The organism is Ohtaekwangia sp., from assembly GCF_036568665.1.
Classification (GTDB): domain Bacteria; phylum Bacteroidota; class Bacteroidia; order Cytophagales; family Cyclobacteriaceae; genus Ohtaekwangia.
The window spans coordinates 47,629-74,249 of the sequence record NZ_DATCSD010000081.1 but is presented as its reverse complement, the minus strand read 5'-3'; the positions used below and the strand labels follow the sequence as shown (position 1 = coordinate 74,249).

At 44.7% G+C, this 26,621-nt stretch carries 18 protein-coding genes; 13 read left to right on the top strand and 5 right to left on the bottom strand.

All coding sequences use genetic code 11. The annotated features are described in order from the left end of the window. From VIN08_RS04355 to VIN08_RS04345, 3 genes are all read right to left on the bottom strand, one after another. The coding region (locus VIN08_RS04355) for a phytase (protein ID WP_331960781.1) at positions 1–1,010 on the bottom strand (1,010 nt) is incomplete at its 3' end. 270 nt (positions 1,011–1,280) lie between these two features. After that, the gene (locus tag VIN08_RS04350) at positions 1,281–2,942 is read right to left on the bottom strand and encodes a tetratricopeptide repeat protein (protein WP_331960778.1); all 1,662 of its coding nucleotides are present in this window, start codon (positions 2,940–2,942) and stop codon (positions 1,281–1,283) included. Between the two features lie 212 nt (positions 2,943–3,154). Next, entirely contained in the window at positions 3,155–3,328 is a 174-nt protein-coding gene (locus VIN08_RS04345; protein WP_331960775.1) for a hypothetical protein, read from the bottom strand. 107 nt (positions 3,329–3,435) lie between these two features. On the opposite strand from VIN08_RS04345, the gene VIN08_RS04340 reads away from it, so the two are divergent. Together VIN08_RS04340 and VIN08_RS04335 are read left to right on the top strand one after the other, a co-directional pair. Then, positions 3,436–6,507 (top strand): TonB-dependent receptor, encoded by a 3,072-nt coding sequence (locus VIN08_RS04340; protein ID WP_331960772.1) that lies wholly within the window; start codon positions 3,436–3,438, stop codon positions 6,505–6,507. Positions 6,508–6,518: 11 nt separating this feature from the next. Beyond that, complete coding sequence (locus VIN08_RS04335) at positions 6,519–8,213, top strand: RagB/SusD family nutrient uptake outer membrane protein (protein WP_331960769.1); 1,695 nt, start codon at positions 6,519–6,521, stop codon at positions 8,211–8,213. Between the two features lie 193 nt (positions 8,214–8,406). Here the strand turns inward: VIN08_RS04335 and VIN08_RS04330 are convergent, their stop codons facing one another. Then, on the bottom strand, positions 8,407–9,522 hold the full coding sequence (locus tag VIN08_RS04330) for a hybrid sensor histidine kinase/response regulator (protein WP_331960766.1): 1,116 nt from the start codon (positions 9,520–9,522) through the stop codon (positions 8,407–8,409). Positions 9,523–9,726: 204 nt separating this feature from the next. Here VIN08_RS04330 and VIN08_RS04325 point away from each other — a divergent pair, with 204 nt between their 5' ends. Beyond that, positions 9,727–10,956, top strand: a complete 1,230-nt coding sequence (locus VIN08_RS04325) for a sensor histidine kinase (RefSeq protein ID WP_331960763.1) — start codon at positions 9,727–9,729, stop codon at positions 10,954–10,956. A gap of 280 nt (positions 10,957–11,236) precedes the next feature. On the opposite strand, the gene VIN08_RS04320 is transcribed toward VIN08_RS04325, so the two are convergent. Continuing rightward, complete coding sequence (locus VIN08_RS04320; RefSeq protein ID WP_331960760.1) at positions 11,237–12,103, bottom strand: pirin family protein; 867 nt, start codon at positions 12,101–12,103, stop codon at positions 11,237–11,239. A 130-nt stretch (positions 12,104–12,233) separates the two neighbouring features. Here VIN08_RS04320 and VIN08_RS04315 point away from each other — a divergent pair, with 130 nt between their 5' ends. The 10 genes from VIN08_RS04315 (at position 12,234) to VIN08_RS04270 (ending at position 26,590) form a co-directional block, all read left to right on the top strand. Continuing rightward, on the top strand, positions 12,234–14,666 hold the full coding sequence (locus VIN08_RS04315; protein ID WP_331960757.1) for a glycoside hydrolase family 95 protein: 2,433 nt from the start codon (positions 12,234–12,236) through the stop codon (positions 14,664–14,666). A gap of 261 nt (positions 14,667–14,927) precedes the next feature. Continuing rightward, on the top strand, positions 14,928–15,386 hold the full coding sequence (locus VIN08_RS04310) for a low affinity iron permease family protein (RefSeq protein WP_331960754.1): 459 nt from the start codon (positions 14,928–14,930) through the stop codon (positions 15,384–15,386). A 188-nt stretch (positions 15,387–15,574) separates the two neighbouring features. Then, positions 15,575–16,642 carry an NHL repeat-containing protein gene (locus tag VIN08_RS04305; protein WP_331960751.1) on the top strand — a complete coding sequence of 356 codons (1,068 nt, stop codon included), beginning with the start codon at positions 15,575–15,577 and terminating at the stop codon, positions 16,640–16,642. Positions 16,643–17,026: 384 nt separating this feature from the next. After that, the gene (locus tag VIN08_RS04300; RefSeq protein WP_331960748.1) at positions 17,027–20,539 is read left to right on the top strand and encodes a PAS domain S-box protein; all 3,513 of its coding nucleotides are present in this window, start codon (positions 17,027–17,029) and stop codon (positions 20,537–20,539) included. Beyond that, the gene (locus tag VIN08_RS04295) at positions 20,532–20,900 is read left to right on the top strand and encodes a response regulator (protein ID WP_331960745.1); all 369 of its coding nucleotides are present in this window, start codon (positions 20,532–20,534) and stop codon (positions 20,898–20,900) included. Before VIN08_RS04300 ends, VIN08_RS04295 begins: the two co-directional genes overlap by 8 nt. Before the next feature lie 22 nt (positions 20,901–20,922). Then, positions 20,923–21,597 carry a response regulator transcription factor gene (locus VIN08_RS04290; protein ID WP_331960742.1) on the top strand — a complete coding sequence of 225 codons (675 nt, stop codon included), beginning with the start codon at positions 20,923–20,925 and terminating at the stop codon, positions 21,595–21,597. Positions 21,598–21,706: 109 nt separating this feature from the next. After that, positions 21,707–22,207, top strand: coding sequence for a GAF domain-containing protein (locus VIN08_RS04285; RefSeq protein ID WP_331960739.1), 501 nt, complete (start codon positions 21,707–21,709; stop codon positions 22,205–22,207). Positions 22,208–22,340: 133 nt separating this feature from the next. Further along, complete coding sequence (locus VIN08_RS04280; RefSeq protein WP_331960736.1) at positions 22,341–23,066, top strand: HAMP domain-containing sensor histidine kinase; 726 nt, start codon at positions 22,341–22,343, stop codon at positions 23,064–23,066. Between the two features lie 152 nt (positions 23,067–23,218). Beyond that, on the top strand, positions 23,219–23,638 hold the full coding sequence (locus VIN08_RS04275) for a hypothetical protein (protein ID WP_331960733.1): 420 nt from the start codon (positions 23,219–23,221) through the stop codon (positions 23,636–23,638). Positions 23,639–23,662: 24 nt separating this feature from the next. After that, positions 23,663–26,590, top strand: coding sequence for a PAS domain S-box protein (locus tag VIN08_RS04270; RefSeq protein WP_331960730.1), 2,928 nt, complete (start codon positions 23,663–23,665; stop codon positions 26,588–26,590). The last annotated feature ends 31 nt before the right edge of the window (positions 26,591–26,621 follow it).

Genomic DNA, 26,621 nt, shown 5'->3' with positions numbered 1-26,621 from the left:
CTGGTAACATCCGAGCCATCGCTTTCCTGCGCAGATACTTTCACCACTTTTTTCAGCTGATGGTCGTGCGGATTTTGTGCACGGCCTTCACGGGTATAGATAAAGAACTGGTTGGCTTGCTGATCTGACACCAATATATAGCCTTTGCCATTTCCGGCATTGTAGATGGAGATACCTTCATGATCTTGTGAAAAACCTTGTGTGGCAAACAGGGCGAGCTCATCATTTCCTTTGGCAGGATCGGCATAGTACTTGCGTACTCCGATTCCTTCATCAGAGTAGTATATATAGCCCAGCTCATCGTCTACTGCTATAGATTCAATTTCTTTCTTACCGCTATATTTACCGAACTTGCGTACGAGCGTAGCTTTTACCGAGCCGGTGCCATCGTCTTCCAGTTTATATTGCCAGAGGTAAGAACCATCGGTCGGGCCGCTCTTTCTTCCTACTACTGCATATATAGTTTGGGTATCAGCATCTTTATAGAGTGCAATGCCCATCAGGTCGCGGAAGAGGGGAGTGGTTTCACCTTCAAATACATGTATACCGCCTTTATCAACCGGCTTCATCTCCGGCAGACTATAGATGCGAAGTTTATGGGTAATACGTTCGGTAGTAACGGCTATATCGGTTGGCTTGCCATGCAGTGTAAGGCCATATTCTATATCAACATTATCCGGACGTTTTAATCCTTTTATCGATTTACCGGGAATGATCTTTCCGTGCAGGTCAAATACATAGAGGCCACCGTTCTCGTCTTTATCGGTTCCGATAATAAGGCTTTGCGCGGTGTCGGTCGGGTTGATCCAGATAGCCGGATCATCGGTATCAAATTGAACCGAGTCTGTTACAACGGTTGGCCTGATGGTTTCGGCAGGGTGAGCGTAGGCTACCGGTTGAAGTACGGTAGAGTCGGTAGGTTTGCTCTCGGTTTTTCCAGTAGTTTGTGTGCATGCCTGGTTCAGCAATGCCAGGAAAAGTACGCTATAAATGGGTGTTGTGTGCTTCATGTGTTTTTAGTTTCTAATGCTTGTAAAGCGCGGTACAAGATTAGAGCTTCAGGGCAGCGAAAGGCAACCAAAAGTCATTATCAAAAAGGCAACAATGCTTTTTAGGGGCGTTAACAAGCAGGCAACAACTTTTGAATAAATGTGGTTAACGTGTTGCTCGTCAGATATATACTATATATTAACCAGAGGTTAAATAATCATTACTCCCAAACGAAGCGTATACAGGCACCCATGTGGTGCTATAAAACCGTGTAGCGTTTTCGGTGAGATTTACCCGATGTTGAGAATGAAATTGGTGAGACTATCGCCCTGGTTTAGCCTCAGTTTTTTGCGCAGTCGGTAGCGCGATATCCGGAGACTGTCAGGAGAAATGCCGAGAATGGTGGCGATGTCTTTGGAAGGAAGGTTGAGTCGGATGAGGGCCGACAAGCGGATGTCGGCCGAGGTCAGGTCTGCCGATACTTTTTGTAACTGATCAAAGAAGTGCTGGTGCACCTGTTCGAAGATGCTGCGAAAGTCATCCCAGTCTTTATCCTGCACAAAGTTGTGGTCGATCAGTTTTATAAGGTTCGTGATCTTCTTCCGTTGATCCTTGAAATCATCCTGATGTGCCTCCTGTAATTTGGTGCGGATGTCTTCCATCATTTTGTTTTTGCTGATGATGTGCAACGTGTGGGCTGTAAGCGACTTCGATTTATTTTCGAGTTCGTGCTGCAGTTGCTGTTCATGCAGGTGCGCATTCTCCAACTCGGCCTGCATCAGTTTTTGTTGGGACTCTTTCAACTCGATGATCTCTTTGTCTTGCCGGATCTTTAATCGCTGCCGACTAATGATAGCAGCGGCCAATGATACCAATAGAATTATACCGGAGATGAGCGAGATCTTTACTACCGAGTTTAGTTGCCGGTCGCTTTCGAGTACACGTATCTCGCTGTTCTTGCGCTCCAGTTCAAAAAGTGTTTGCAGCAAAGCAACCTGTCTTCGGGTTTCTTCGCCATAAATTTCTTCGTATAGGGTGCGGCCTTTCTCCAGGTTATCGTATGCTTCCCGGTAATGCCCTGCCTGATTATATACTTTGCTCAGATCTTTATAGGCACTTGTTACCTGGTATTTATCGTTGAGCCGCAATGCCAGTTGTAAAGCTTTGGTAGAGAAAACTATAGCCGGATCGTTCTTGCCGGTTTTGCGGTATACATCGGCCAGGTTGTTCAGGTTAACGATCATCGATAAACTATCGCGCGTCAGTTCATTGAGTTCAAGTGAACGAAGAAAGTAACTCCGCGCAGTATCGTATTGACTGAGGTCTTCGTAGATACTCCCTATATTTTCAAGGATAGTGGCCGTGCCACGCAAGTCACTTACTTTTTCATACCAGTCGAGCGCTTTCTGCTGGAAGGCGAGTGCTTCGCTATACGATTGTTTCTTTTCATAGAGCCGGCCGATGCAGCCATTGGTATAGGCTACACCTTTCAGATCATGTACTGCTTCATATAATTGTAATGCCTTGCGATGTTTTTCAAAAGCTACATCGGGTTGCCGCAGGTGATAGTATACCAGACCCAGCTGGTTGAGATTTTGCGCCAGCTCTTCCCGGTTGTTAGTCGTTTCATATATATTCTCGGCCTGTTGCAGATGATTGAGTGCTTCGTAGTAAAACCCCTGGTGAAAAAAAACTTCGCCTACAACGTGATGGCTGTTGGCTGTGCCAAGGATATAGTTGCGGGTTTGCGCTTTTCGTAACGCTTCCTGTGCCAGTACAAAGGCAGAGTCAGGATACGTAAATAATTTTCGTTCCGCACGCAGGCAAAGGCTGTCGATCTCTATAGTATAAGTGTCAGCCGTGGTAATTGTATTGTGTTGACCGTAAGCGAGAACGATCGTAAAGCATCCGGGTAAGAAGAGAAAGGAGAAGCGTTGAAAACTGAATTTCACAGTCAGTAAATTTGATAGACTTGCAAAAGTATAAACCCAATATTTCCTTAACTTTATCATAATGTTATGATGGAGCTGGCTACTTTTCAGTTCCTTTACCTGGAAGCAATAGATCGTTTAAGAGGCGTGCACATGGTTCTGTCGTGTGCTGAACGGAGTGCTGTATAGAATCGATGTTGTTGTTGGCAAGGGGTGGTAAATCACATACTGGTTTATGTTAAATCGATACCGATAGTGCCGTATAGTATACCGAAAGTTTTTATTTTGGAGCGGATCGCTACAGCCGGAGTGTGCGAAAGTATATATACCTTCTGCGGGTAGAGTACATGTGTAAACGTACGAAAGCGCTTTCGTGAACTTAATACAACGGTAACAATTCGATTCAACGTACACCATTCTGAAGTGGTTATTTGGCGCCAAATTTCAGGAGCCCATAACCTGACTATATGTAACCTAACTTATTTCATATCTCACATCTATAAACTAAACGCCTATGCAAAAAATCTATCTGGTTAATTTACGAAAGAGTCTTCTCCCGCTGGGGTATAAAAGGCTTTTCGTTATAATTCTTAGTATACTGCTGGCCGGCACAACACCGCTGCACGTGCTGGCATCTGCTACATCTGCGTCTATCCAGTCCGTTGTAGTGTCTGGTAAAGTAACAGACGATACCGGTGCTGCTCTTCCTGGTGTGAACGTATTGGAAAAAGGCACTACCAATGGTGCCGTAACAGACGCTGATGGTCGCTATACACTTCGTCTTTCTTCCAATCAATCTGTATTGGTATTCAGCTTCGTCGGGATGCTGTCACAAAATATAGTGGTAGGTACCCAGTCGGAGGTCAACGTACAGATGGTCAGCGATGCTTCTACACTTTCGGAAGTAATCGTGGTGGGTTACGGTACACAGGAGAAAAAAGATGTTACCGGTGCCATGACTTCTGTAAAGAGTGAAGAGTTCAACCGTGGTATCATCAACTCGCCTGAGCAACTGGTGCAAGGTAAAGTTGCCGGTGTAAATGTTACGTCTGCCAGTGGTGAACCTGGTGGTTTGCAATCTATTACCATCCGCGGACCCGGTGGTGTGCGTACCGGCAGTACTCCGTTGTTTGTTGTAGACGGACTTGCACTGGACAACTCATCAACCGGTGGTTCTACTAACCCGCTCAACTTCATCAACCCGCAGGATATAGAGTCGATCGATGTATTGAAAGATGCTTCGGCTACGGCTATATATGGTGCACGCGGTGCTAACGGTGTAATACTTATCACTACCAAGCGTGGTAAAGCTGGTCGTTCATCGCTTACCTATTCCGGTAGCGTAGGTATATCTAAAATGGCTCGCCCTATAGATGTATTCTCTGCTGACGAATATCGTGAGCAGGTAACTTCCCTCGGTGGTAAACTTGTTGACGGTGGTGCTAATACAGACTGGCAAAAAGAGATCAGCCGTACAGCGATCACAAAAAATCATAACATCGCGTTGAGCGGTGGTGCTGATAAACTTTCATACTATGCATCGTTGGGTATGATGAACCAGGAAGGTATCCTTCTGAACAGCAGCATGAAGCGTTACAATGGTCGTATTAATGTTACACAAAAATTAATCAATGACCGTTTAAATATCGACCTGAACCTGAGTGCATCGAGTACTACCAACGTACGTCCTCCGTCAGAAGGTAACAATGGTGCTTCCATCTCTATATTAGGTTCTGCACTTACTGCAAATCCTACTTTGCCTGCGTACGATTCTACCGGTGCTCCCTATAAATATGCAAATGGTTTGAACCCGTTGCGCGCGCTGCAACTTTCGGAAGATATTACTACCATTAACCGTATTGTAGGAAATATATCTCCTTCGTTTGAGATTATAAAAGGACTGGTATATAAGTTGAATTATGGTATAGACAATTCCAATTCGGTTCGCGACCAGGTATCATTTCCAAGTCTGATCCCTGCACAGGATGGTTCTCTTACAACGACTTATAAAACCAATACCAATAGCCTGATCGAAAACTACCTGACGTATACAGCTACTAAAGGAGTGCATAACTTCTCTGTATTGGCGGGTCATTCATACCAGAAGTTCTTCATACAGGAGCGTTCGTATAGTATAAATAAGTTTGCCATATCGAATATAGATCCACGCTATAACCCGGGGCTTGGTCAGGACCTCACGCTTGCTCTTAACAAGCCTACAGGTACGGCTGTAAAGAATGAGCTGCAATCTTTCTTCGGAAGAGTAAATTATGCGTTCAACGATAGATACCTGGTAACAGCAACGGTTCGCGCCGATGGTTCTTCGAAGTTCGGTGCTAACAACAAGTATGGTACATTCCCTTCATTCTCTTTGGGCTGGAGACTTACCGAAGAAGAGTTCATGAAGAGCTTGCCGATCAGTAACCTGAAGCTGCGCGCTGGCTGGGGAAAAACCGGTAACCAGGAGATACCTCCTAAATATACCCAGGCGTTGTTTACATCGCAGATTGCTGCCGGTACTACCTATCCATTGGATAACACCAATGTATACCCTGCCGGTACAACGTATGTGCGTTTGGCAAACCCTGACCTGCAATGGGAAGTTTCTACACAGACTAACGTAGGTCTTGATTTCGGATTCCTCGGTGGTGCACTGACCGGTTCCGTAGATTACTTCAATAAAGTATCCAGCAACATTCTGTTGGAGGTTTTCCCTGCTGACCCAATTCAGCCTGCCTCTACTACGTGGACGAACGTGAAGGATATGAAAATTAAAAATGCCGGTGTTGAAGTGGCATTGAACTATCAATATAGAGGAAACAACACCTTTACGTTCAACGTAGGTGGTAATGTTACTTTTATTCATAACCGCGTGAGCGGATCGCCATACTCGGTAATTACTTCCGGTACTGCCGTTGGTTCGGGTATTACCGGAACAACCGTAAACGGCTATATCAACGGTGAGCCTATTGGTACGTTCTTTTTGCGCCAGTTTATCGGTATAGATGAAACAGGTGATGGTGTTTATACTGACCTGGATGGTGATGGAAACATAACGGATAAAGACCGCGTGAAACTGGGAAGCGCACTGCCAACAGTACTCTATAACTTTAACGCTGGTGTTGGTTTCAAAGGATTTGATCTTACGGCCAACTTCAATGGTGTATCCGGTAACAAAGTGTTTAACAACACAGCTAACGCGAACTTCTACAAAAACAACATTGCCAATGGCGTGAACACTACCCCGGAAGCAGTAAAGTATCCTACAGAAAGTATATCGAACCCTAAGCCGGTATCATCACGTTACCTGGAGAGCGGAGCATTTTTGCGTCTGAACAACCTGACACTTGGCTATACCTTCAGCCCTTCCATGCTACATATAGATAAGTGGGTATCCGCACTGCGTTTTTCTGTTACAGGTCAGAACCTGTTCGTGATCACAAAGTATAAAGGTTATGATCCGGAAGTGAACACAGACCGTTCTACTTTCAACTCATCTTCTGCCGGTACAACTTCACTGGGTATCGATTACCTGAGTTACCCGAAAGCCAGAACTATCCTGTTCGGACTGAATGTTACATTTTAACAGCTTGATCCATGAAAAGAAAACTATATATATTCTTACTGTTCCTCGGTATAATTGTTATCGAAGGATGTACTGATCTGAATGAAGAAGTATTGGATGAAACGTCTTCTACTGGTCTTACGGATAAACAAGTGGCAGATGGTATTCTGGCACCGGTATATGCACCGTTGTTTAATCTGCTGTATCACACGAATTACTTTGCGTTACAGGAGATTTCTACGGATGAAGCAATCCTGCCATTCCGTGGTGGTAAAGACTGGGGTGATAACGGTATATATGTAGGTATGCATCAGCATACATACAATGCTACTGATCCGAACCTGGCAAATACCTGGAGTGTGCTTATCACTGCGGTATCGCGTTCTATCACTGCAATCAATACTTTGCCTGAAGTAAATGACGCGAATAAGGATGTATACCTGGCAGAAGCAAGGGGTATGCGTGCGTACTACTCGATGGTATCGCTGGATCTCTTCGGTCTTATCTTCGTAAAAGAAGATCCACAAGAGACCTCTACTGTATTGCGCGGAACAGATGCACTGGAGTATATCAAAAGTGAATTGCTGGCGGTTGAACCTTCATTGTCAACAACAGCAGGTCCGGGTCGTCTTACCAAAGCAGCTGTGTGGGGATTGCTTGCACGCCTGTATTTGAACTCTGCCGTATACCGCGACCGTTATGCTGCAGACTTCAGCTTTACGGCTGATGATATGGATCAGGCAATTCAGTATTGCGATAAGATCATCAACTCCGGACAATATAGTTTGTCTTCTGATTACTTCTCTGTATTCAGTAACGACAATCACACCAACAAGGAATTGATCTTTGCACTGGATCAGCGTTTTGATATACCGGGCAGTCACAATCGTTTGGCATACTTCTCTATATCAGGCGATATGTACCCGCTGGCCAATGCACCGAGCGCGAATGGTACCGATGGTCCTGCTATAACATCCGATTTTTATCAAAGCTGGACGGATGCGTATGGCGCTACCGATCCTGCTGATATCGATCCACGTTTCTATCAGAAGAACCTCGATCCTACAGTAGGATGTATCTCAGCGGCTGATTACAAAATCGACCGTGGTATATTACGCGGACAGCAGTATGGTTTGATCAAACAAAACGGTGCGTTTGTGAAATGCGATAACGGTCTTTACAAGATCGACAAACTGTATAACTGGTCACGCAGCCGTAACGATCTGGCGGTAGACTTCAAAGAGAATGTGGATTATACTTCTGGCGGTAGCGATTACGATAAAGGCTATCGCGTGGAGAAATATGAATTTTGCCAGAAGACCACAGATGGTCGTAAGATCGGTGATGCTGATATTATTGTGCTGCGTTTGGCGGATATATACCTGATGCGTGCAGAAGCCAAGTTGCGTAAGAGCAATGATGTAACTGCAGCGTTGGCAGATGTAAATACGGTTCGTGCTGCACGTACTTCGAGCAATGGTAATGCCGTAACACCGGCACCGGCTTTGGCAGATATAAACCTTGACTTGTTGTTTCGTGAACGTGGCTTCGAATTGTATTGGGAAATGGTACGCAGAACGGATATGATCCGCTTCGGTAAATATGAAGGTACATGGACGGAGAAGACAGATTCTAATCCACAGAAAAGAATCTTCCCGCTTCCTCAAACAGCTGTCGATGCAGCCTCTAACATTCCAGGTTATCTCGTACAGAATCCCGGATATTAATTTTCCTTCGGGATATATACTTTAGAAAAGTGCCGCGGTAATTTTATCGCGGCATTTTTGTTTCCCACAGAATTCACGGAATAACACAGAAAATTTCTGAGCTGTAAGTTCAAGGCAGAAAGCCGAAATTTATAGCGGTGTGTATTTTACTTTTTGCTTTTTACTTTCTGCTTTAAGCTTTTCGCTCTCTAAGCTAGAGACTCGCAGCCGGTATATTTACCTGCACGGTGGTTCCTTTGCCGTATATGGAGGCTATCTCGATATTACCTTTTAATTTGGTGAGCGTTTCTTTTACGATATAGAGGCCGAGGCCTGCGCCCTGACTTTTTTCGGAGCCCCGGTAAAACATGTTGAATACTTTGGGAAGTATATCTTCGCGTATGCCGATACCGTTGTCGTGTACTTTAAAGGAAGCAGTAGTACCGGTGGTATATACTTCGATGTTTACAACCGATTCTCTGTTTTGCTCGCTGTAGGTAATGGCGTTGGATAGCAGGTTTGAAAATATAGTATGGATGCGCGTAGCATCGGAATAGAAAGGTATATCCGTTTGCAGCGATATACTTTTCATCACGCGGTTGTCTTTATCGAGGTAATCCAGTTTTTGTAAACTCGATTGGATAATGGATGACCAATCGATTTCCACAGACTGAATTTCATTGCGTGCGTTGCGTGAGTATTCCAGTATTTCGCGCAGCGTTTCATCGAGCTTGGAAATGCTGCTTTCCATCATCATGTGCAGCGAATCAAGCACCTTTAAATCGTCCTGATCTTTGGTTAGTCTGAGCAATCCCATTACCGAAGCCAGCGGACCTCGCAGGTTGTGCGATACACTATATACGAAGCTGTCGAGTTCTTTATTTACTTTGATCAGCTCTGCATTTTGTCTCTTTAGTTCGAGTCGTGCTTTGCGTTTCAGTTTTTCTATTCTGCGTTTTTTTACAGCACTTACAATCGCAGAGGGCAGGCGTGTTAAATTGGATTTTAATATATAGTCATCGGCACCTTCATGCAGACACGATACCGCATATTCGTCTGATACCGTTCCGGTAACAAGTATAAAAGGAGTGGCGGGTGCTTCTTTCAGGCATATACGCAATGCTTCGCGCGAATTAAAACCGGGCAGGCCATGATCGGACAATACAACATCGGGCTTGAAGGACCTGATGGCATCGTTAAATTCATCACGGGTATCGACACGCTGGCTGGTGAAAAGTAAATTTTCTTTTTGCAGCATGTACTCAATCAATAAAACATCATCGGGATTATCCTCCAGCAGAAGGATTTTCAACTTCTTTTTATCATCCATAACCATCGCTATTTAAGGTACAACTTCAGTAAATGGCAGGAAAGATCTGTTGTGGACTTGCGTTGCCTAATTTAATAAATTACAAGTATTAATAGTAACTTAGGAAGGCTTTTTTACAGGAGAGTGTCCGGGAATTTATGAAGCCGTTGTTATGCCTGTCCGATTGTGCTTTATAAAAAAAATAAGGATAGGTGAGATTATTGTATGAATGAGCACTGTCTTCGGGAAGGATTTAAGAATAATTCAATGGAAATGGAACATCTGATCATGGCTGTTCAGCAGCTTTCGCTTGCCCGCGATCTGGATACGATTATGCGTATTGTGCGAAGTGCGGCACGACAACTAACAGGTGCTGATGGCGCTACTTTTGTATTAAAAGACGAAGACAAAAGTTATTATGCAGATGAAGATGCGATAAGTCCGTTGTGGAAAGGCAAGCGCTTTCCGTTAGATACCTGTATTAGTGGTTGGGCTATTATAAACAAGAAAGCTGTAACGATAGAAGATATATATGTAGACGACCGGATTCCGCACGATGCCTATCGCCCTACATTTGTAAAGAGTCTGGCAATGGTGCCTATACGCACCATCGAACCGATCGGAGCTATTGGTAATTATTGGGCCAAGCAACATTTGCCAACAGAAGAGGAAGTAAAATTACTCCAGTCGCTGGCCGATGTTACGGCTGTTGCTTTGGAGAATGTAAAAATATATACCGAACTGGAGCAACGTGTTAAAGATCGCACTGCCGACCTGGAAGCTGCCAACAAATCGCTGGAGGCATTCTCGTATTCTATATCGCACGATCTGCGCTCTCCGCTGCGCTCTATCCTGGGCTTTATCAATATACTTCGCGATAGTCTGCGCGATCAGTTAAAGGGAGCTGACAACGATACGATTGAGCGAATTGTAAAAAGTGTGTTACACATGGAAAAGCTTATTGAAGGGCTGCTCTCGTTCTCGCAAGCGGGCAAACAACAACTTGCTAGGCTACCGGTGTCTATGCAACATGTAGTGGATGAGATCTGCCAGATGTTTAACGAGCAAAAGGGAGAGCGTAACATCACGTTTCGGGTATTGTCTTTACCCAATATACAGGCTGATCCTATATTGATAAAACAAGTGTGGGTGAACCTGATATCGAATGCCGTGAAATATACCCGGAAGCAGGAGAGGGCCATCATTGAAATCGGCTTTGAAGAAAGACCGGATAGTATAATTTACTATGTTAAAGATAATGGTGTTGGCTTCGATATGGAGTATGCACAAAACCTGTTCAATGTTTTTCAGCGCATGCACTCTCAAAAAGATTTTGAAGGTGTGGGTATAGGTTTATCGCTCGTAAGCAGGATTATAGAAAAACACGGAGGCAACGTGTGGGCTACTGCAAAGGTAGATGAAGGCGCAACGTTTTTCTTTTCATTGCCGCGGTAGGTTTGTTTCCCACGGAATTCACAGAGTAGCACAGATAAAATGCAAGCGAAAAGTTTAAAGCCTAAAGTTTAAAGCAGTGTGTATTTCACTTCAACATTCGTTGATCGGTGTTCCTTGTTCGATATTCAAAATGCAAATTGTTTCCCACGGAATTCACAGATTCACACAGAATACATTTTGTTTCCCGCAGATCGCGCAGATTAACGCAGAAATATAAAAGCAGAAAGCTATTGCGGAGGCATTTACTTTCTGCTTTAACTTTCTGCTTTACGCTTAATTCTCACGGTAGCGGTACAAATTCTGTCTCTCCGTCTACACGGGGGAAGCGTTGTTCTTTCCAGCGGAGTTTGGCTTCTTCGAGGCGCTCCTGGCTGGTGGCAACAAAGTTCCAGTAGATGAATCGTTGCTCGGGAAACGGATCGCCACCAAATATATAGATCGTTGTGTTTGCCGCGAGTGTAAATTCGCAGAGCTTCGGTTCTTTGCTTACCAGTATCCGTTTCGGCTCGTATATATTTCCTTCGCTTTCTATACTTCCTTGCAGTATATAAATAGCCGCTTCGCCAAACAGATCATCGCCAATACAAATTGTTTTTTGTTCTGTGGTTTTCAGTTCCAGCAGAAAGAGATTGCTATATACCGGCACAGTAGATTTTTTACCAAAGGCTGTGCCCGCTATAAGTTTATAGTGTACACCGTCTGTTTCCCAGGCAGGAAGTTCTTCTTCGCCTGCATGATAAAATGTAGGCTCCATATCTTCCAGGTGTTTGGGTAACGCTACCCATATCTGCAAGCCGTGCAACATTTTGTCGGAGTGGCGTAAATATTCCGGAGTGCGTTCCGAGTGAACAATACCTTTGCCGGCTGTCATCCAGTTTACCTGGTTGGGTTTTATTTCGATCGCTGTGCCGAGACTGTCGCGGTGCATGATGGCGCCTTCAAAGAGATAGGTGAGCGTAGATAACCCGATGTGTGGATGCGGAGGTATATCCATGTTCTGATACTCGCTGAGGTGAGCGGGACCCATGTGATCGAGAAAGATAAAGGGTCCTACCATGCGCTTCTCGCGAAATGGGAGTAATCTTCCTACCATAAAATTACCGATGTCGCGGGGACGTTCTTCAATGATCAGGTTAATATTCGACATGCTGTGGGATTTAGGTTTTGAGAGTTTCAAAGATAGTTTTGCCGCTGCGAATTTCCGTTGACAGTTTTATGAATATTATTGTTTATTTACGAACGGAAAAATCTTCCCGGTAAAACTTATTCTGCCAGACATGCGAATATTCTTTCTTCTCTTTTTTGCGTTGGGTACAGGTCTATCAGCTGCTTATGCTCAGTCGCCCGCTACATCTTCACCTTTGCGTTTGTGGTATCAGCAACCTGCAGAGCAGTGGGAGGCAAGTTTGCCACTCGGCAACGGCCGCCTGGGGGCAATGCCCGATGGAGGTATATATCGCGAGAATATTGTATTGAACGATATAACATTGTGGTCGGGCAGCAAGCAGGATGCCGATGCTCCGGATGCCGCGCGATTTCTGCCACAGATACAACAGCTTTTATTCGAAGGTAAAAATGCAGAAGCCGAATCGCTCATGTATAATTCCTTTGTGTGTAAAGGTGCCGGCTCAGGTTTAGGCAATGGCTCGAACGTTCCCTATGGCTCGTATGAAGTGCTGGGCTCGTTGCACCTCGATTATCACTATGGTATAGATTCGGCACGGGCAAAATTAACCAGTTATCAGCGCGAGCTTTCGCTTGATAAAGCTATAGCCTCGACACAGTATATATTGCAAGGCACTTCGTTCAAACGCGAGTATTTTACAAGCTTTGCACATGATGTTATCGTAATCCGGTTAACAGCGGATCAAAGTAAAAAGATAGGCTTTACTGTATCACTCGATCGCCCGGAAAGATATAGCACCACGGTTGTAAAAGATGAGCTGCAAATGACGGGGCAGTTAAACAACGGTACAGATGGTAAAGGCATGCGCTATATCACGCGTGTAAAACTCGTACCTACCGGTGGAAAAGTTACGGCTACCGGCAATCAATTAAATCTTAGCGATGCCGATGCAGTAACGATCTATATTTCATCAGCAACCGATTTTCGCAATCCGCAGTTTGAAAAGAAATCCGCGAGCGAGCTTGCCGCTGCTATCCATGAAAAATACGATGCAGAGAAAGCTGCACACATTCGTAATTACCAACAACTATTCAATCGCACAACGGTATGGCTGGGCAATGACGAACGACAAGTATTACCAACCGATGTGCGACTGCAAACATTTGCTGCCGATGGTCGCGACCCGGGACTAGCTGTGCTATATTTTCAATATGGCCGATACCTGCTCATCAGCAGCACACGTCCGGGATTACTTCCGCCCAACCTGCAAGGCTTGTGGGCCAATACCATTCACACTCCCTGGAATGGCGACTATCATTTGAACATCAACATCCAGATGAATCATTGGCCGCTGCACGTTGGCAACCTGCCGATGTTGAATGAACCATTCTATACCCTGGTGCAAGGCTTGGTAGAGCCAGGCTCTAAGACTGCCAAGATATACTATAATGCGGATGGCTGGGTAGCACACGTAATCACCAATGTGTGGGGCTATACTTCTCCGGGCGAACATCCATCGTGGGGTGCGTTCAATACAGGTTCTGCATGGTTGTGCCAGATGTTGTGGGATCACTATACCTTCACACAGGATAAATCGTATCTCGAAAAATTATACCCTATACTAAAAGGCTCCGCATTATTTTACCTGAGCACGTTGGTTAATGACCCGGCTACGGGCTGGCTGGTAACATCGCCCTCTAACTCACCGGAAAATTCTTTTCGTTTGCCCGATGGTAAAACCGCCAATGTATGTATGGGCCCTACCATGGATAACCAGATTCTCCGCGCGTTATTCAACTATACTATAGAAGCATCTACTATACTGGGTAAAGATGAACCTTTCCGTCAACAGATGCAGACAGCTGTGCAGAAACTTCCGCCTACGCGTATCGGGAAAGATGGTCGCGTAATGGAGTGGCTGCAAGAGTACGAGGAAGTGGATCCGCATCACCGGCATATTTCCCATCTCTGGGGACTATATCCTGCAGAAGAGATCACCATCGAAAATACACCAGCACTGGCAACTGCTGCAAAGAAGACACTGGATGGACGAGGCGATGGTGGCACAGGCTGGTCGCTTGCATGGAAAGTAAATTTGTGGGCACGTCTGCACGATGGCAATCACGCCTATACCTTACTAAAGAATTTACTATACCCTATTAAACAAACCGGTATAGATATGCACAACGGTGGAGGTACCTATACCAATCTCTTCTGCGGACATCCTCCTTTCCAGATCGATGGCAATTTTGGTGGCGCAGCAGGTATAGCCGAGATGTTATTACAAAGTCACCAGGGATATATAGAGTTCCTGCCTGCACTGCCGGATGTATGGAACACCGGAAGCTATACCGGCCTTTGCGTGCGCGGTGGTGCGCAGGTAGCTGCTACGTGGAAAGAAAAGAAAATGCAGCGTGCGGAAATTACAGCCACGGTTGATCATGAATTTAAGATCAGGATACCATCCTATAGCACCAAACCACAACTCATACAAAAAGGAAAAACAATGGACCTCGCTGTTGCCAAGTCCATCGCTACTATTCGCGTGCGTAAAGGAGAGCAGGTAGTGTTGTTATTTAATTAGCCTACTGCTTTGCCCTTTTTGCCTTTCACTTTTCATCCTTCGTTGATCGGTGTTCTATGTTCGATATGCAGTTCGTTATTTGTTAATGGTTATCCGTTAATCGAAAGCAAAAAAAAACCGGACTTTCCGTCTTCCGGACTTTATACTTCATCCTTCGTTGAATCGATGTTCCTTGTTCGATTATTCAGTTCATTATTCGTTTGCCAGGAACGATTTTTTACTTCATTTCTACAACAACTTTTCAATTTAAATTTAATAGCGATGGGCACGAATGGTAAAAAGAATCCACTGCTGGAAAGATTTTCCTCAGTGGTAACATCCGCTGTGGGCAGCTCGGCTGCTTTTGTTGTTGCTGTTCTTTTGATTATCGGGTGGCTTGTTTCCGGACCCTTCTTTCACTATTCGGATACATGGCAACTCGTGATCAACACCGGCACCACCATCATTACCTTTCTCATGGTGTTTTTGATACAGCGAAGTCAGAATAAAGAATCGATAGCAATCAACCTGAAATTAAATGAACTGGTAGCCGCACATAGTCGCGCGAGTAACAGATTAGTATCCGTAGAAGACCTCACCGAAGAAGAATTAAAAGTGCTGCGTAAATTCTACGCTCAATTAGCTATGATGAGCAAGCAGGATATAGATATGCAGCAGACGCACTCCATCGAAGAAGCAGAAGAATTGCACGAGGAGAAAAGCGCAGAACAAAAGGAGTAACTTCTATTTTAACCCGCACAACGGACTGGCTGGTGGCCGAAAGCCTTTCTGTACAGTACACCCGCTAAACACTCAATAGTGTCGTTTTTTTACTAGTATTTCATAACGATAAACAATAATCTTTGTAAGTCCGGCCTGTATGCCGGATGAACTAATTCTCCATGTTGTTTGACCTGATCAAGAAAACTATGAAGTACGGAATAAGAAATATAGCAGGCCCGGCTTGTTGTATAGCGTTGCTCAGTATATACCTGCTGGCCTGCTCAGACGATGACGATAAAACAGCGACCGTTACTACGCTGGCAGGTACCGGTGCAGAGGGCCACATCGATGGCTCCGGTGCTACAGCAAAATTCAATTCACCCTCCGGTGTAGCAGCCGATGCCCAGGGAAATGTATATGTTACCGATTTTCAGAATTGCAGTATACGCAAGATCACTGCGTCCGGAGAGGTAAGCTCGCTCGCGGGCAAACTTGATCCGGGATATATAGATGCTACCGGTGAACTGGCAAAATTCTATGGCCCCAACGGTGTGGCTGTTGATCAGGATGGCAACCTGTATATAGCAGATGAAGGAAATCATCGGATCCGCAAAGTTACTCCGGCAGGAGAGGTTACTACGTTTGCCGGCAGCGGTGTGATGGGTTATGCAGATGGAAAAGGTAACGAAGCACAGTTCCATTCTCCCAGTGGTATAACGATCGATACAGATGGAAACCTATATATAGCAGACCAGGGTAATAATTGTATACGGAAGATCACACCCGGAAAAATTGTTACTACGCTGGCAGGCAATGGCGAGGCAGACTATAAAGATGGTGCGGGCGATAATGCACGATTTTACCGGCCCACAGGTGTAGCAGCAGATGTAGATGGAAATATATATGTGGCCGATCTCTTTAATCACCGGATCAGAAAAATAACAGCGGCAGGTGTTGTGAGTACCGTAGCAGGTATCGGTGTTATGGGCTATGCAAACGGATCGGCCGATGAAGCTAAATTCCGCTATCCTGCCGGGCTTGCTTTGGATGCGCAGGGAAATATATATGTAGCCGACAGCGAGAACCAATGTATCCGCAAGATCGACAAGAACGGAACGGTATCAACATTGGCAGGTTCCTCCGAAGGTTTTGGTGACGGAGCATTGGGCGTTGCTTTATTTCGTTACCCGCGTGAAATAGAGATCGATGCTCAGGGCAATATGTATATAGCCGATGCCGGCAACAACCGCATCCGCAAAATCACAAATTTTTAATGTACGCACGTATATATGTGTGCACGTGTTTACGTTACGAGGATTTGCGGTTAAACATTAATCTGATCCTCGTCTTACTTTCATTTCTTTCATAAGATTGTTATAACACAACTGAGGGCCTATGGGCCCATTTTTTTTGTAACAATTCTCAGGTTAGCGGCTCTTGATTTTTTTATCCAGGAAATAATCAGTATTTTCTGGAATAATTTAATTGGGAACTATTAACAGCCGGATACTTCATCCATGTTAATCCTAAAATTATTACTTCCGGTATACCGGTGCTTTTCAGGATGTGAGAGATGATGAAGTTAAAGGAACGCAGTCGCGCGCCTATAGCCGGAAAGCTTTTTCAAAGTATAACACGGTAAATTTTACTTTCCAGGAATGAGGATACGCAGGAATTCCTTCATGCTTTGTTTAGTGGTATCGTTGTTTGCCTGCCAGCAGAAACAGGATACGCATATATACAAAATCGGTTTTTCGCAATGTACAGGAGGCGATGCCTGGCGCAGACAAATGCTGGAGGCCATGTATGCAGAACTGGTGTTTCATCCCGGGTATACACTGGCGTATCGCGATGCACGCAACAGCACGACACAACAACTGGAAGATATAGCGCACTTCATCGATGAGAAAGTAGATATACTCATCATTACTCCCAATGAAGCGCAGCCCGTTACCGCCAGCGTAGAGAATGCGCGTGCAGCCGGTATACCGGTTATACTGGTTGACAGAAAAATAAATTCTGATAATTATACCGCCTATATAGGAGCCGATAATTACGAGATCGGCAAACAGGCTGCCAGTTATATAGCTTCGGTTGCAGAAGAAGCAGCTATACTGGAAGTGCGCGGGCTCTCCGGGTCATCACCCGCGATAGACCGGCATCGCGGCTTTACCGATGAACTGAAGCATCATACCCAACTTCATATTGTTGCTGCGATCGATGGAAAGTGGGAAGCCGATACTGCCGCAGCACAATTCAAAAAATCGCTTTCCTCGCTGCCATCTTTCGATGTAGTGTTTGCTCACAATGATGTGATGGCGCAAGCTATATATACTATTTGCCGTGAGCAAAATATAGCACCCAACGCCCGGTATATTGGCGTGGATGGTTTGCTGGGTAAAAATGGCGGCATGGAACTGGTGGAGAATAAAATATTGGATGCTACATTTTTATACCCTACCGGTGGCGAAGAATCTATTCGGCTGGCCGCGCACATTTTGCAGCACGAACCTTACGAGCGCGAAAATATACTACAGACAGCACGCATCGATAGTAAAGATGTGTCGATCATGAAACAGCAACGAACCAAAATTGCAGAGCAACAGCATGACCTGACGCGACTGCAAGCGAAGATGAATGCCGATATACAGCGCTATGCCGATCAGCAAAACTTCATCTATATACTTATTGCCGGTATTGTATCGATCACTGCTATAGGTATAACCGCTGTGATACACTGGAAAAAGAAGCAGAATGCGTACCGGGAGTTAAATACAAAAAATCGTGAATTGCAGGCCATAAGTGATGAGCTGGCAGCATTTAATGAAGAGCTGCGATCTACCAATGAAAAACTGGAAGAAGCACAAGCCAAGATACAGGAGCAGACGGATATAATTTTACGGCAGCAGGATGAACAATTGAACCGCGTGCTCGATGCGAGTAATGATGTGATCTGGTCGTTTGATCTTACAGGGAACAATCGACACTATATAAGTCGCTCCGCAGAAATATTGTTTGGTGACGCCATCACCAATGATATGCTCAACAATCCGGAGTATTGGCTGGAGCGTACACATGAAGATGATCGCGCCATACGCGAAGAAGCGAGGCGACAATTACAGAATACCGGCTATAGCGAAAGTACATTTCGTTTAAAGATGGCCAATGGTATATATATCTGGATTTTTGAACGGGTGCGGTATGTATATGATGCAGAACATAAACCCGTGCGTGAAGAAGGTGTAGCGATAGACCTTACACGGCAGCGTGCGGACGAAGACATGATACTGCGTTACCAGCAGCAACTGGAAATAATCTTTAGTAATACACAGGAACAGATTGCGTTGCTGGATTTGGAAGGAAAGCTGTTATTATTCAACCGGTCGTTCGAAGAATTTACTGAAGAGGCCGTTGGTCAGAAACCGAAAGCGGGTATATATATAGGTGATATTACAACAGAAGAAAATAAAGCTGCCGTGCACCGGCTGTTCCACGAAGCATTGCAGGGTAATTTTATAAAAACTACTGCCCGGTATACATTGCCTTCGGGCAATATGTACCTGTCGCTGCGATATGAGCCGGTAATGAAAGATGGTGTGATCCGGAATGTAGCCATCATTGCCTTTGATATCACCCAGCAGAAAGAACAGGAAAATATTATACGTGAATCAGAAGCAAACCTGAAAGCGATCTTTAACAACACGCGCGATTCATTTACGTTGCTCTCGCCCGACTATAAAATCGTAGCTTTTAACCGTGCTAATTTTCAAAATACATTGCTGCGTGCCAGACGCGAGCTTCGCATTGGCAATGATCTTTTCGACTATATACAGGACGAGCGCAAAGTTACTTTCCTGCAAATGCTTGATCGGGTAGAGCATGGCGAAACCGTATCGTACGAAGTACATATGCGCGAAGATGGTATAGAAGCCGCGTGGTTTAATGTTACCATCAGCCAGGTATTGTCCAGTGACGAAAAGTTTATGGGCTATTGCATCGAAGCACGAAACATTACCGAGCAGAAAGAATTTGAAGGCGCCATCACTGCTATAGCGCGCGAACTTTCCAACCTGATCGAGCATGCCAATGTTCCCATCTTTGGTACTGATCAACTCGGCAACATCAATGAGTGGAATCGTGTAGCCTTTGAGCTGACAGGCTATTCGCGTATTGAAATGATTGGTCGTGAGTGGATCGCTGCATTGCTGGAAGAAGAATATCGCGAAGTAGTAAAAGTTATACTCAACGATGCACTGCAGGGTACACCGATCAGTAATTTTGAATTGCCGTTGCTTACACGCAAAAATCGCAAGCTGATATTGTTGTTGAGTATAGCCCCCCGCAGAGATGTAGACAACAACATTATTGGTGTAATTGTAGTAGGGCAAAACATTACTGAACTTATCGAGTATAAACAGAATCTGGAGCGCATGGTATATGATCGCACCCGCGAGTTGAATGAAGCGTTGCAGAAAGAAAAGGACCTGGTAGAGATGAAGAGTAAATTTGTGTCGATAGCATCGCATGAGTTTCGTACACCGCTCTCCTCTATATCATTGGCCTCCGGCTTTATAAAAAAATACAAGCAACGTATATCTCCGGATGAAATAGACAAGCGACTGGAAAATATAGAGAAGCAAGTGGGCCACATGACGCATCTGCTGGACGATGTGCTGATGATAGGCAAAACCGAAGCCGGCAAAATGCAGGTACATTTAGCGCAGGTAAACCTGGTGCAGGCACTTGAAAAACTCAAGCTCGAAGTAGAGCAGAGCACACGTAATACACATTCGATCGAGTTGCAGATCTATGGTGCAGATACACCGATACACATGGATGAAAAACTGATCCGTACGATTGTGATAAACCTGCTTACTAATGCGATCAAGTTTTCGCCCGCAACGGATACGATAGAGCTCACGGTTACCGGGGAAGAAAAGAAACTTACGATACAGGTAAAAGATTATGGTATTGGTATTCCGGAGCGCGATGTGAAAAATCTTTTCGAACCGTTCTATCGTGCAAGCAACGCGAACGATATTGAAGGAACGGGATTGGGATTGTCCATTATAAAAAAAGCTGTAGATTTACTAAGAGGCTATATCGATGTAAAAAGTAAAGTTGGAAAAGGCACAGAAATAACCATCGTAATTCCGTTACCCTATGCCTAAGAAAATTATGGTAGTAGAAGATACGCATGATCTGCTTCAGCATGTCAGCGATTTTCTGATGATGGAAGGTTATGAAGTGGAGCCTTGCGCGAATGGATACGAAGCCTATAAAAAACTTGCAACCTACAAACCTGATCTGATCATTACCGATCTTGTTATGCCCAAGGTCGATGGCTTTGCATTGATCGAAAAGATCATGCACAACCAGGCATTGAAAGATATACCGGTTGCTATATTTTCTGCCAAACCTCCACAGGAAAATGAAGCACACGCCCTGAGCCTGAATGTGAAGGCTTTTATCAAGAAGCCCTGCTCACTGGATGATTTGCACACGGCTATAAAAGATATACTGGACCATTAATATATAATTTAGTTAAGAGTACATGAGTTCTATACGAGCAATTGTTGTTGATGATCACGGCCTGGTAAGGCAGGGTATCGTTTCACTGTTACGCGAAACTGGCGAAGTGGAAATTTTAAAAAGTATGGATAGCGGAGAAGAAGCGATCAACATGGCCACCGAGCTTTCGCCCGATATAGTGCTGATGGATATTGTTATGAAAGGCATGACGGGCATTGAAGCCACACGCTGGATCAAAGAACAAAATCCCAATATAAAAGTGATCCTGCTGTCGAGCGAAGTAAATAAAGATTTTATACGGGCTGGTCTTCGCAGCGGTATGGATGGCTACCTTAACAAAGACAGCAGTGCAGACATTTTGTTGAAGGCGATACGCAGTGTTATGAAAGGAGAGAAATACTTCGGTGCAGATGTTACATCACTGGTATTTGATGACTTCTCTTCTGCTGCAAAATTGAAAGACAACGATGTGAGTGAGAAAGGCGATCGCCCTAAGAACAGTGTGCTCTCCAGGCGCGAAGAAGAGGTGCTTGCCTTGATTGCCGAAGGAAAAAGTTTGAAACAGATAGGCGAGGAATTATTCATCAGTGTAAAAACAGTTGAAACACATAAACTTCATATACAGGATAAGCTGGGGCTTTCCAGCACAGCGCAACTCGTGCGATATGCGCTGGAGCGGAAAAATCCTCCGCGCTAAGGTTTTCCCTTACATATATCAGGATTTTGCTGATTTTTAAAAATCATTTTATCCCTGTCTGTTCACCCTCGGCTGCTGCCGACCTTTGTTACTCTAAAACAAAGGAAGAATGGCAGTCATGGCAGAATTAAACGAAGTACCCGATCAAAAACTCATACAACTACTGTCGTATATAGAGAAAGACAGTTTGCACGAGCCGTTCTTCAGCGAAATTGTGCACCTGGCTATCAATATGAGCCGCACCACATCCGTGGTGATCTGTTTTTTTGGTACTCCGGAATTATCGGTAGTGGCTGCTGCCGGAAATATACTCTCCGAAGAGCGCGCGCAGTTATGGCAATCTTTAGTACGCAACGAAAATTATATCGAGATCGAAGATACGCTGAAACATGCGCTCTATAAATTCAATCCGCAGGTGCTCGATCAACCCGTTATGCGATTTTTAGCAGGCATGCCCGTCATTAATGGCGAAGGTGCCGTTATTGGAGTAATAGGGCTCACCGATACAAAACCCCGTAAATTCTCAGGCGAACAAATCCAGTCGCTCGGTATACTTAGCCGGCTTATCACCATCCACCTCGAAACCAAGAAGAAACTTCTTGTCTTGTAAGGATTTCCCTTACGTGCTGATATATACTCCTGATTTTTTTCAAATCCGTTTCATCCCGATGTATACCAGTAATGCAATGCAGAAATTTGGTCTACCAATTCAGTTACAAGGCCAGCACGAAATGTCTATGATTATGGAAAAAAAGTCAGGAGAAATACTCGGTGAAGAGCTGACAAAAGCAAAAGGAGTGATTGATAAATTTCTCTATAGCTGTTCACATTCCATGCGCGCTCCGTTAAAATCGATCACGGGCCTGGTAAATCTGTTGCAACATCAGCAGGCCGATGCATCGTACGAGCCGCAACAACATCTGGACCTGATCCGGAAAACGGTGAGTAAAATGGAATCGCTGCTGAATGATTTAGAACGCTTCCTCGCTAATTCCAGGAAGGAACTTATTATTGAACCCGTATCTATGACGATGATAGTTGAAGATGTTTTATTGCGCTATGCACAAGAGGCAGAAGAAAAAGGTATACGATTCTCTAAAAACATTACACAGCACACCGTGCTATATACTGACCTGGAGCGATTGAACCTGGTAATGTTGCAACTTATTATAAATGCACTCGTGTTTAACGATGCATCGAAAGCGGATAAGTATATAGATGTTACTGTGCGCGTGAACGACACCGGCTGCCATATAAAAGTACTGGACAATGGTATAGGCATGTCGCAGGAAGTGCAGCAGAATATCTTTCAGTTGTTTTATCGCGGGTCGCAACAATCGCGGGGCACCGGAATCGGGTTGTATATAGTAAGCGAAGTGCTGCGCAAGATGGGAGGAAGTATAACCGTTAACTCGGAAGAAGGGTATGGAACAAGTTTCTTTGTGTGGATACCCAATCTCAAAGCATGATGTAGGGTTTTTCCGGATATTCTATCAGGGAAATGCTGATGTTTGAAAAGCTCTTCCTGATTTTTTTCAAATCCGCTGAAACCTGATTTTATCAAGCTTACCAATGTGCAACTTTGCTTATCAATTGACACGAACATCCAAACACAAACAATATGAACTCAAACAAATCTGCCAGCCGTTTCGTTATCGTTAATGCACCGAAAGTGGAAGTTGCTGTTCAGGATTATCGCCTGCTCGATGCTGCAAAGTTCAATCGTCTCACAGGTGGGTCTGATCATATCAAAGCGGAACTGTTAAAAGCTTTTGTAGAATTTACACCTCCGTTGCTGGGAGAATTACAAAACGTTGTAGCAATACATGATGCTTTCCGCACAGAACGTTTACTGCATAAACTGAAATCTTCTACCTCGTTGTTATGTGTCGACTCGTTGTATGCAGAGATCGTTAGCCTCGAAGATGCCAGTGCCACGCAGATTAACACAACTGAATTTATGGATCGTATCGGTATGTTGATTGTATCGCACGAGACGTTGATGGAAGAAGCGAGAGCCATGCTGCACGTTATTCCTTAACGCTGCCCTATAAATCATTTGCATATGAATATCCCTCTTTCGAATGCTTGTGAGACTGGCCGGCTGGATGCCCTCCGTAAATTTCGCATCCTTGATACCAGGGATGAACAGGACCTGAATGATATAGTAACGTTAGCCGCGAGTATCTGTGGAACCCCGATGTGTGTTATAAGTCTTGTAGATGATGAGCGCCAATGGTTCAAGGCGCGTGTTGGCCTGAATATACAGGAGACTCCGCGTGAGCAGGCCTTTTGTGCCTATACTATATTACAGGATGATATACTTATAGTGGCTGATGCTACGAAAGATCTGCGCTTTGCTACCAGTGCGCTGGTAACCGGTGAGCCGGGTGTGCGCTTCTATGCAGGCATGCCACTCATAACTTCAGAGGGATATAAAATCGGAACGTTGTGTGTAATGGATCGCGTACCGAAAGAGCTGAACGATTTTCAGCTTACAGGTTTACGCACGTTGGCCAATAATGTTACCAAGCAGATTGAATTGAAGTATGTGATCTCCGAAATGGATGTGAAAGCAAAAAATCTGGAGGAATCAAACTATCAGTTAAATGTACTCAACCAGGAGTTACTGGCAACGGAAGAAGAGATACGCAGTAATCTCGATCATATACAGATGCTGCAGGATCACCTGGAGATTCGCGAGCGTCAGTATCGCGAGTTGGTAGAAGATGCTCCGGATCTGATCTATGAATTAGATCCCAACGGAAATTTTGTTTTTGTTAACCCGGTAATGGAACGTATATCGGGCTATAGTAAAGATGAACTGCTGCAAATGAAATACTGGGAGCTGGTGCATCCCAATTGCCAGCAGCAGTTAATGAACTTTTATAAATCGCAGCGCAGGAATCTGCAAAGCAGCAGTTACTTCCAGTTTCTGATGATCACCAAAACCGGTGAAGAGATATGGGTTGGCCAAAGTGTGCGCATGCTGTTTGATGAACATGGAAGAGTATATAAAGTAAGTGTTATAGCCCGCGATATAACGGAGCTGAAACAAATAGATATAAAGCGTGCAGAAAGTGAGCGGAGATTCAGATTACTGGCGGGAAATGCTCCGGTAGGTATCTTTCAAACAGATGCTGCCGGGCTCTGCACCTATGTGAACAAAAGATGGTGTGAGATTGCCGGTATATCGGAGCATGAAGCAAAAGGAGAAGGCTGGATGCAGGTTATACATCCGGGCGATCGCCACAAAGTATTGGCCGAGTGGGCGGTTGCTGTAGCAGGCGCCAGAAAATTTGTTATCGAATTTCGTTTTGTAAATCCGCAGCGAGGTGTTCGCTGGGTGATCAGTGAAGGCGTAGAGATGCAGGATGAAAATGGAAACCTGCAGGGATATATAGGCACTACGCACGATATAACCGAACTGAAAGAAGTAAACGAGAAACTGCAGGAGAGTGAAGAGTTATACCGCCTGCTCTCGCGCAACTCGAAAGACCTGGTAACTTTATTCCGGATTGACGATGCGGCTACACGCACATTTATATCTCCTTCGGTAAAAGATATACTGGGCTATACGCCCGAAGAAATGGTAGGGTATTCTCCGTATGATAATATACATCCGGAAGATGAAGTATATGTAAAAGAAGTAATTCAGTCGGTGATCTTTAGTGGTAAATCAGCAACGGTAGAATATAGGGCGATTCGAAAAGATGGTTCGTTTGTGTGGTTGGAATCGAACGCCCACCCGTTCTACAATGATGAAGGCGACATGATCGGCTTTCAGACTTCTGCCAGAGATATATCGAAGCGAAAAGAGTTTGAAGCTTCATTGCAGATCGCCAAGGAGAAAGCAGAAGAAGCTACCAAAGCGAAAAGCCTCTTCCTGTCGATGATGAGTCATGAGATCCGAACACCGATGAATGCCATTATAGGTCTCACCAATTTACTCGTGCAGAACGATCCGCGTGAAGATCAGCGCGAGCGTTTAGACCTCTTGAAATTCTCGGGGCAAAATCTGCTCACGATCATTAATGATATACTGGACTTCAGCAAGATTGAAGCGGGTAAGGTTGTGCTGGAGTCGATTAACTTCAATTTGCAGGACATGCTTTCGGATACACGCCAGATGCTGGAGATGCGTGCGCAGGAAAAACAGATAGGCCTTCACTTTACATACGATCCGTCATTGCCGGTATTTGTAAAAGGCGATACCGTACGCTTGTCGCAGATTGTTACCAACCTGCTTAGCAATGCAATCAAATTTACCGAGCATGGTTCAGTGGATTTTTCCGTTACAGCGTTGGGAGAGGAGAAGGGTAAAACACGCATGCTCTTTAAAGTGAAAGATACCGGTATAGGTATAGAACCGGATAAACTGAGAAAGATATTCGAACAATTTTCGCAGGCAGACAATGATATTACCAGGCGCTTTGGCGGAACGGGTCTTGGATTGAACATCACGAAAGGTTTACTCGAACTGATGGACAGCCACATTGAACTGGAGAGCGAACCAGGTAAAGGTTCTACCTTCTCGTTTCAATTACTCTTCGAGAAAGGTGAAGATATAGCAGCCGCTGGCGCTACAGCAGACACGGGCCAGTCGCTTACCGGTAAACAGATAAAAGTGTTGCTGGTAGAAGATAACAAGATCAATCAGCTGGTGGCTACCAATTTTATGGAGCAGTGGGGTGTGCAGGTGCAGATTGCCAATGACGGACTGGAAGCGATTGATATGATCAGAAGCAAATCGTTTAACATGGTGTTTATGGATTTGCAAATGCCGCGTATGGATGGCTATGAGGCATCGCACCAGATTCGTTTAATGGAAGAGAAATACTTCAGAGATATACCGATCATAGCATTAACAGCATCTGCGATGAATGGCATGCGCGATAAAGTGGTGGAAATGGGGATGAATGATTTTATCAGCAAGCCGTTCAATCCGGATGAGTTGAAAGCGAAGATCGGTAAATATAGCACAGTGAAGTAGTATATATAGCTTGTGCGTTGTTTGTTTGATC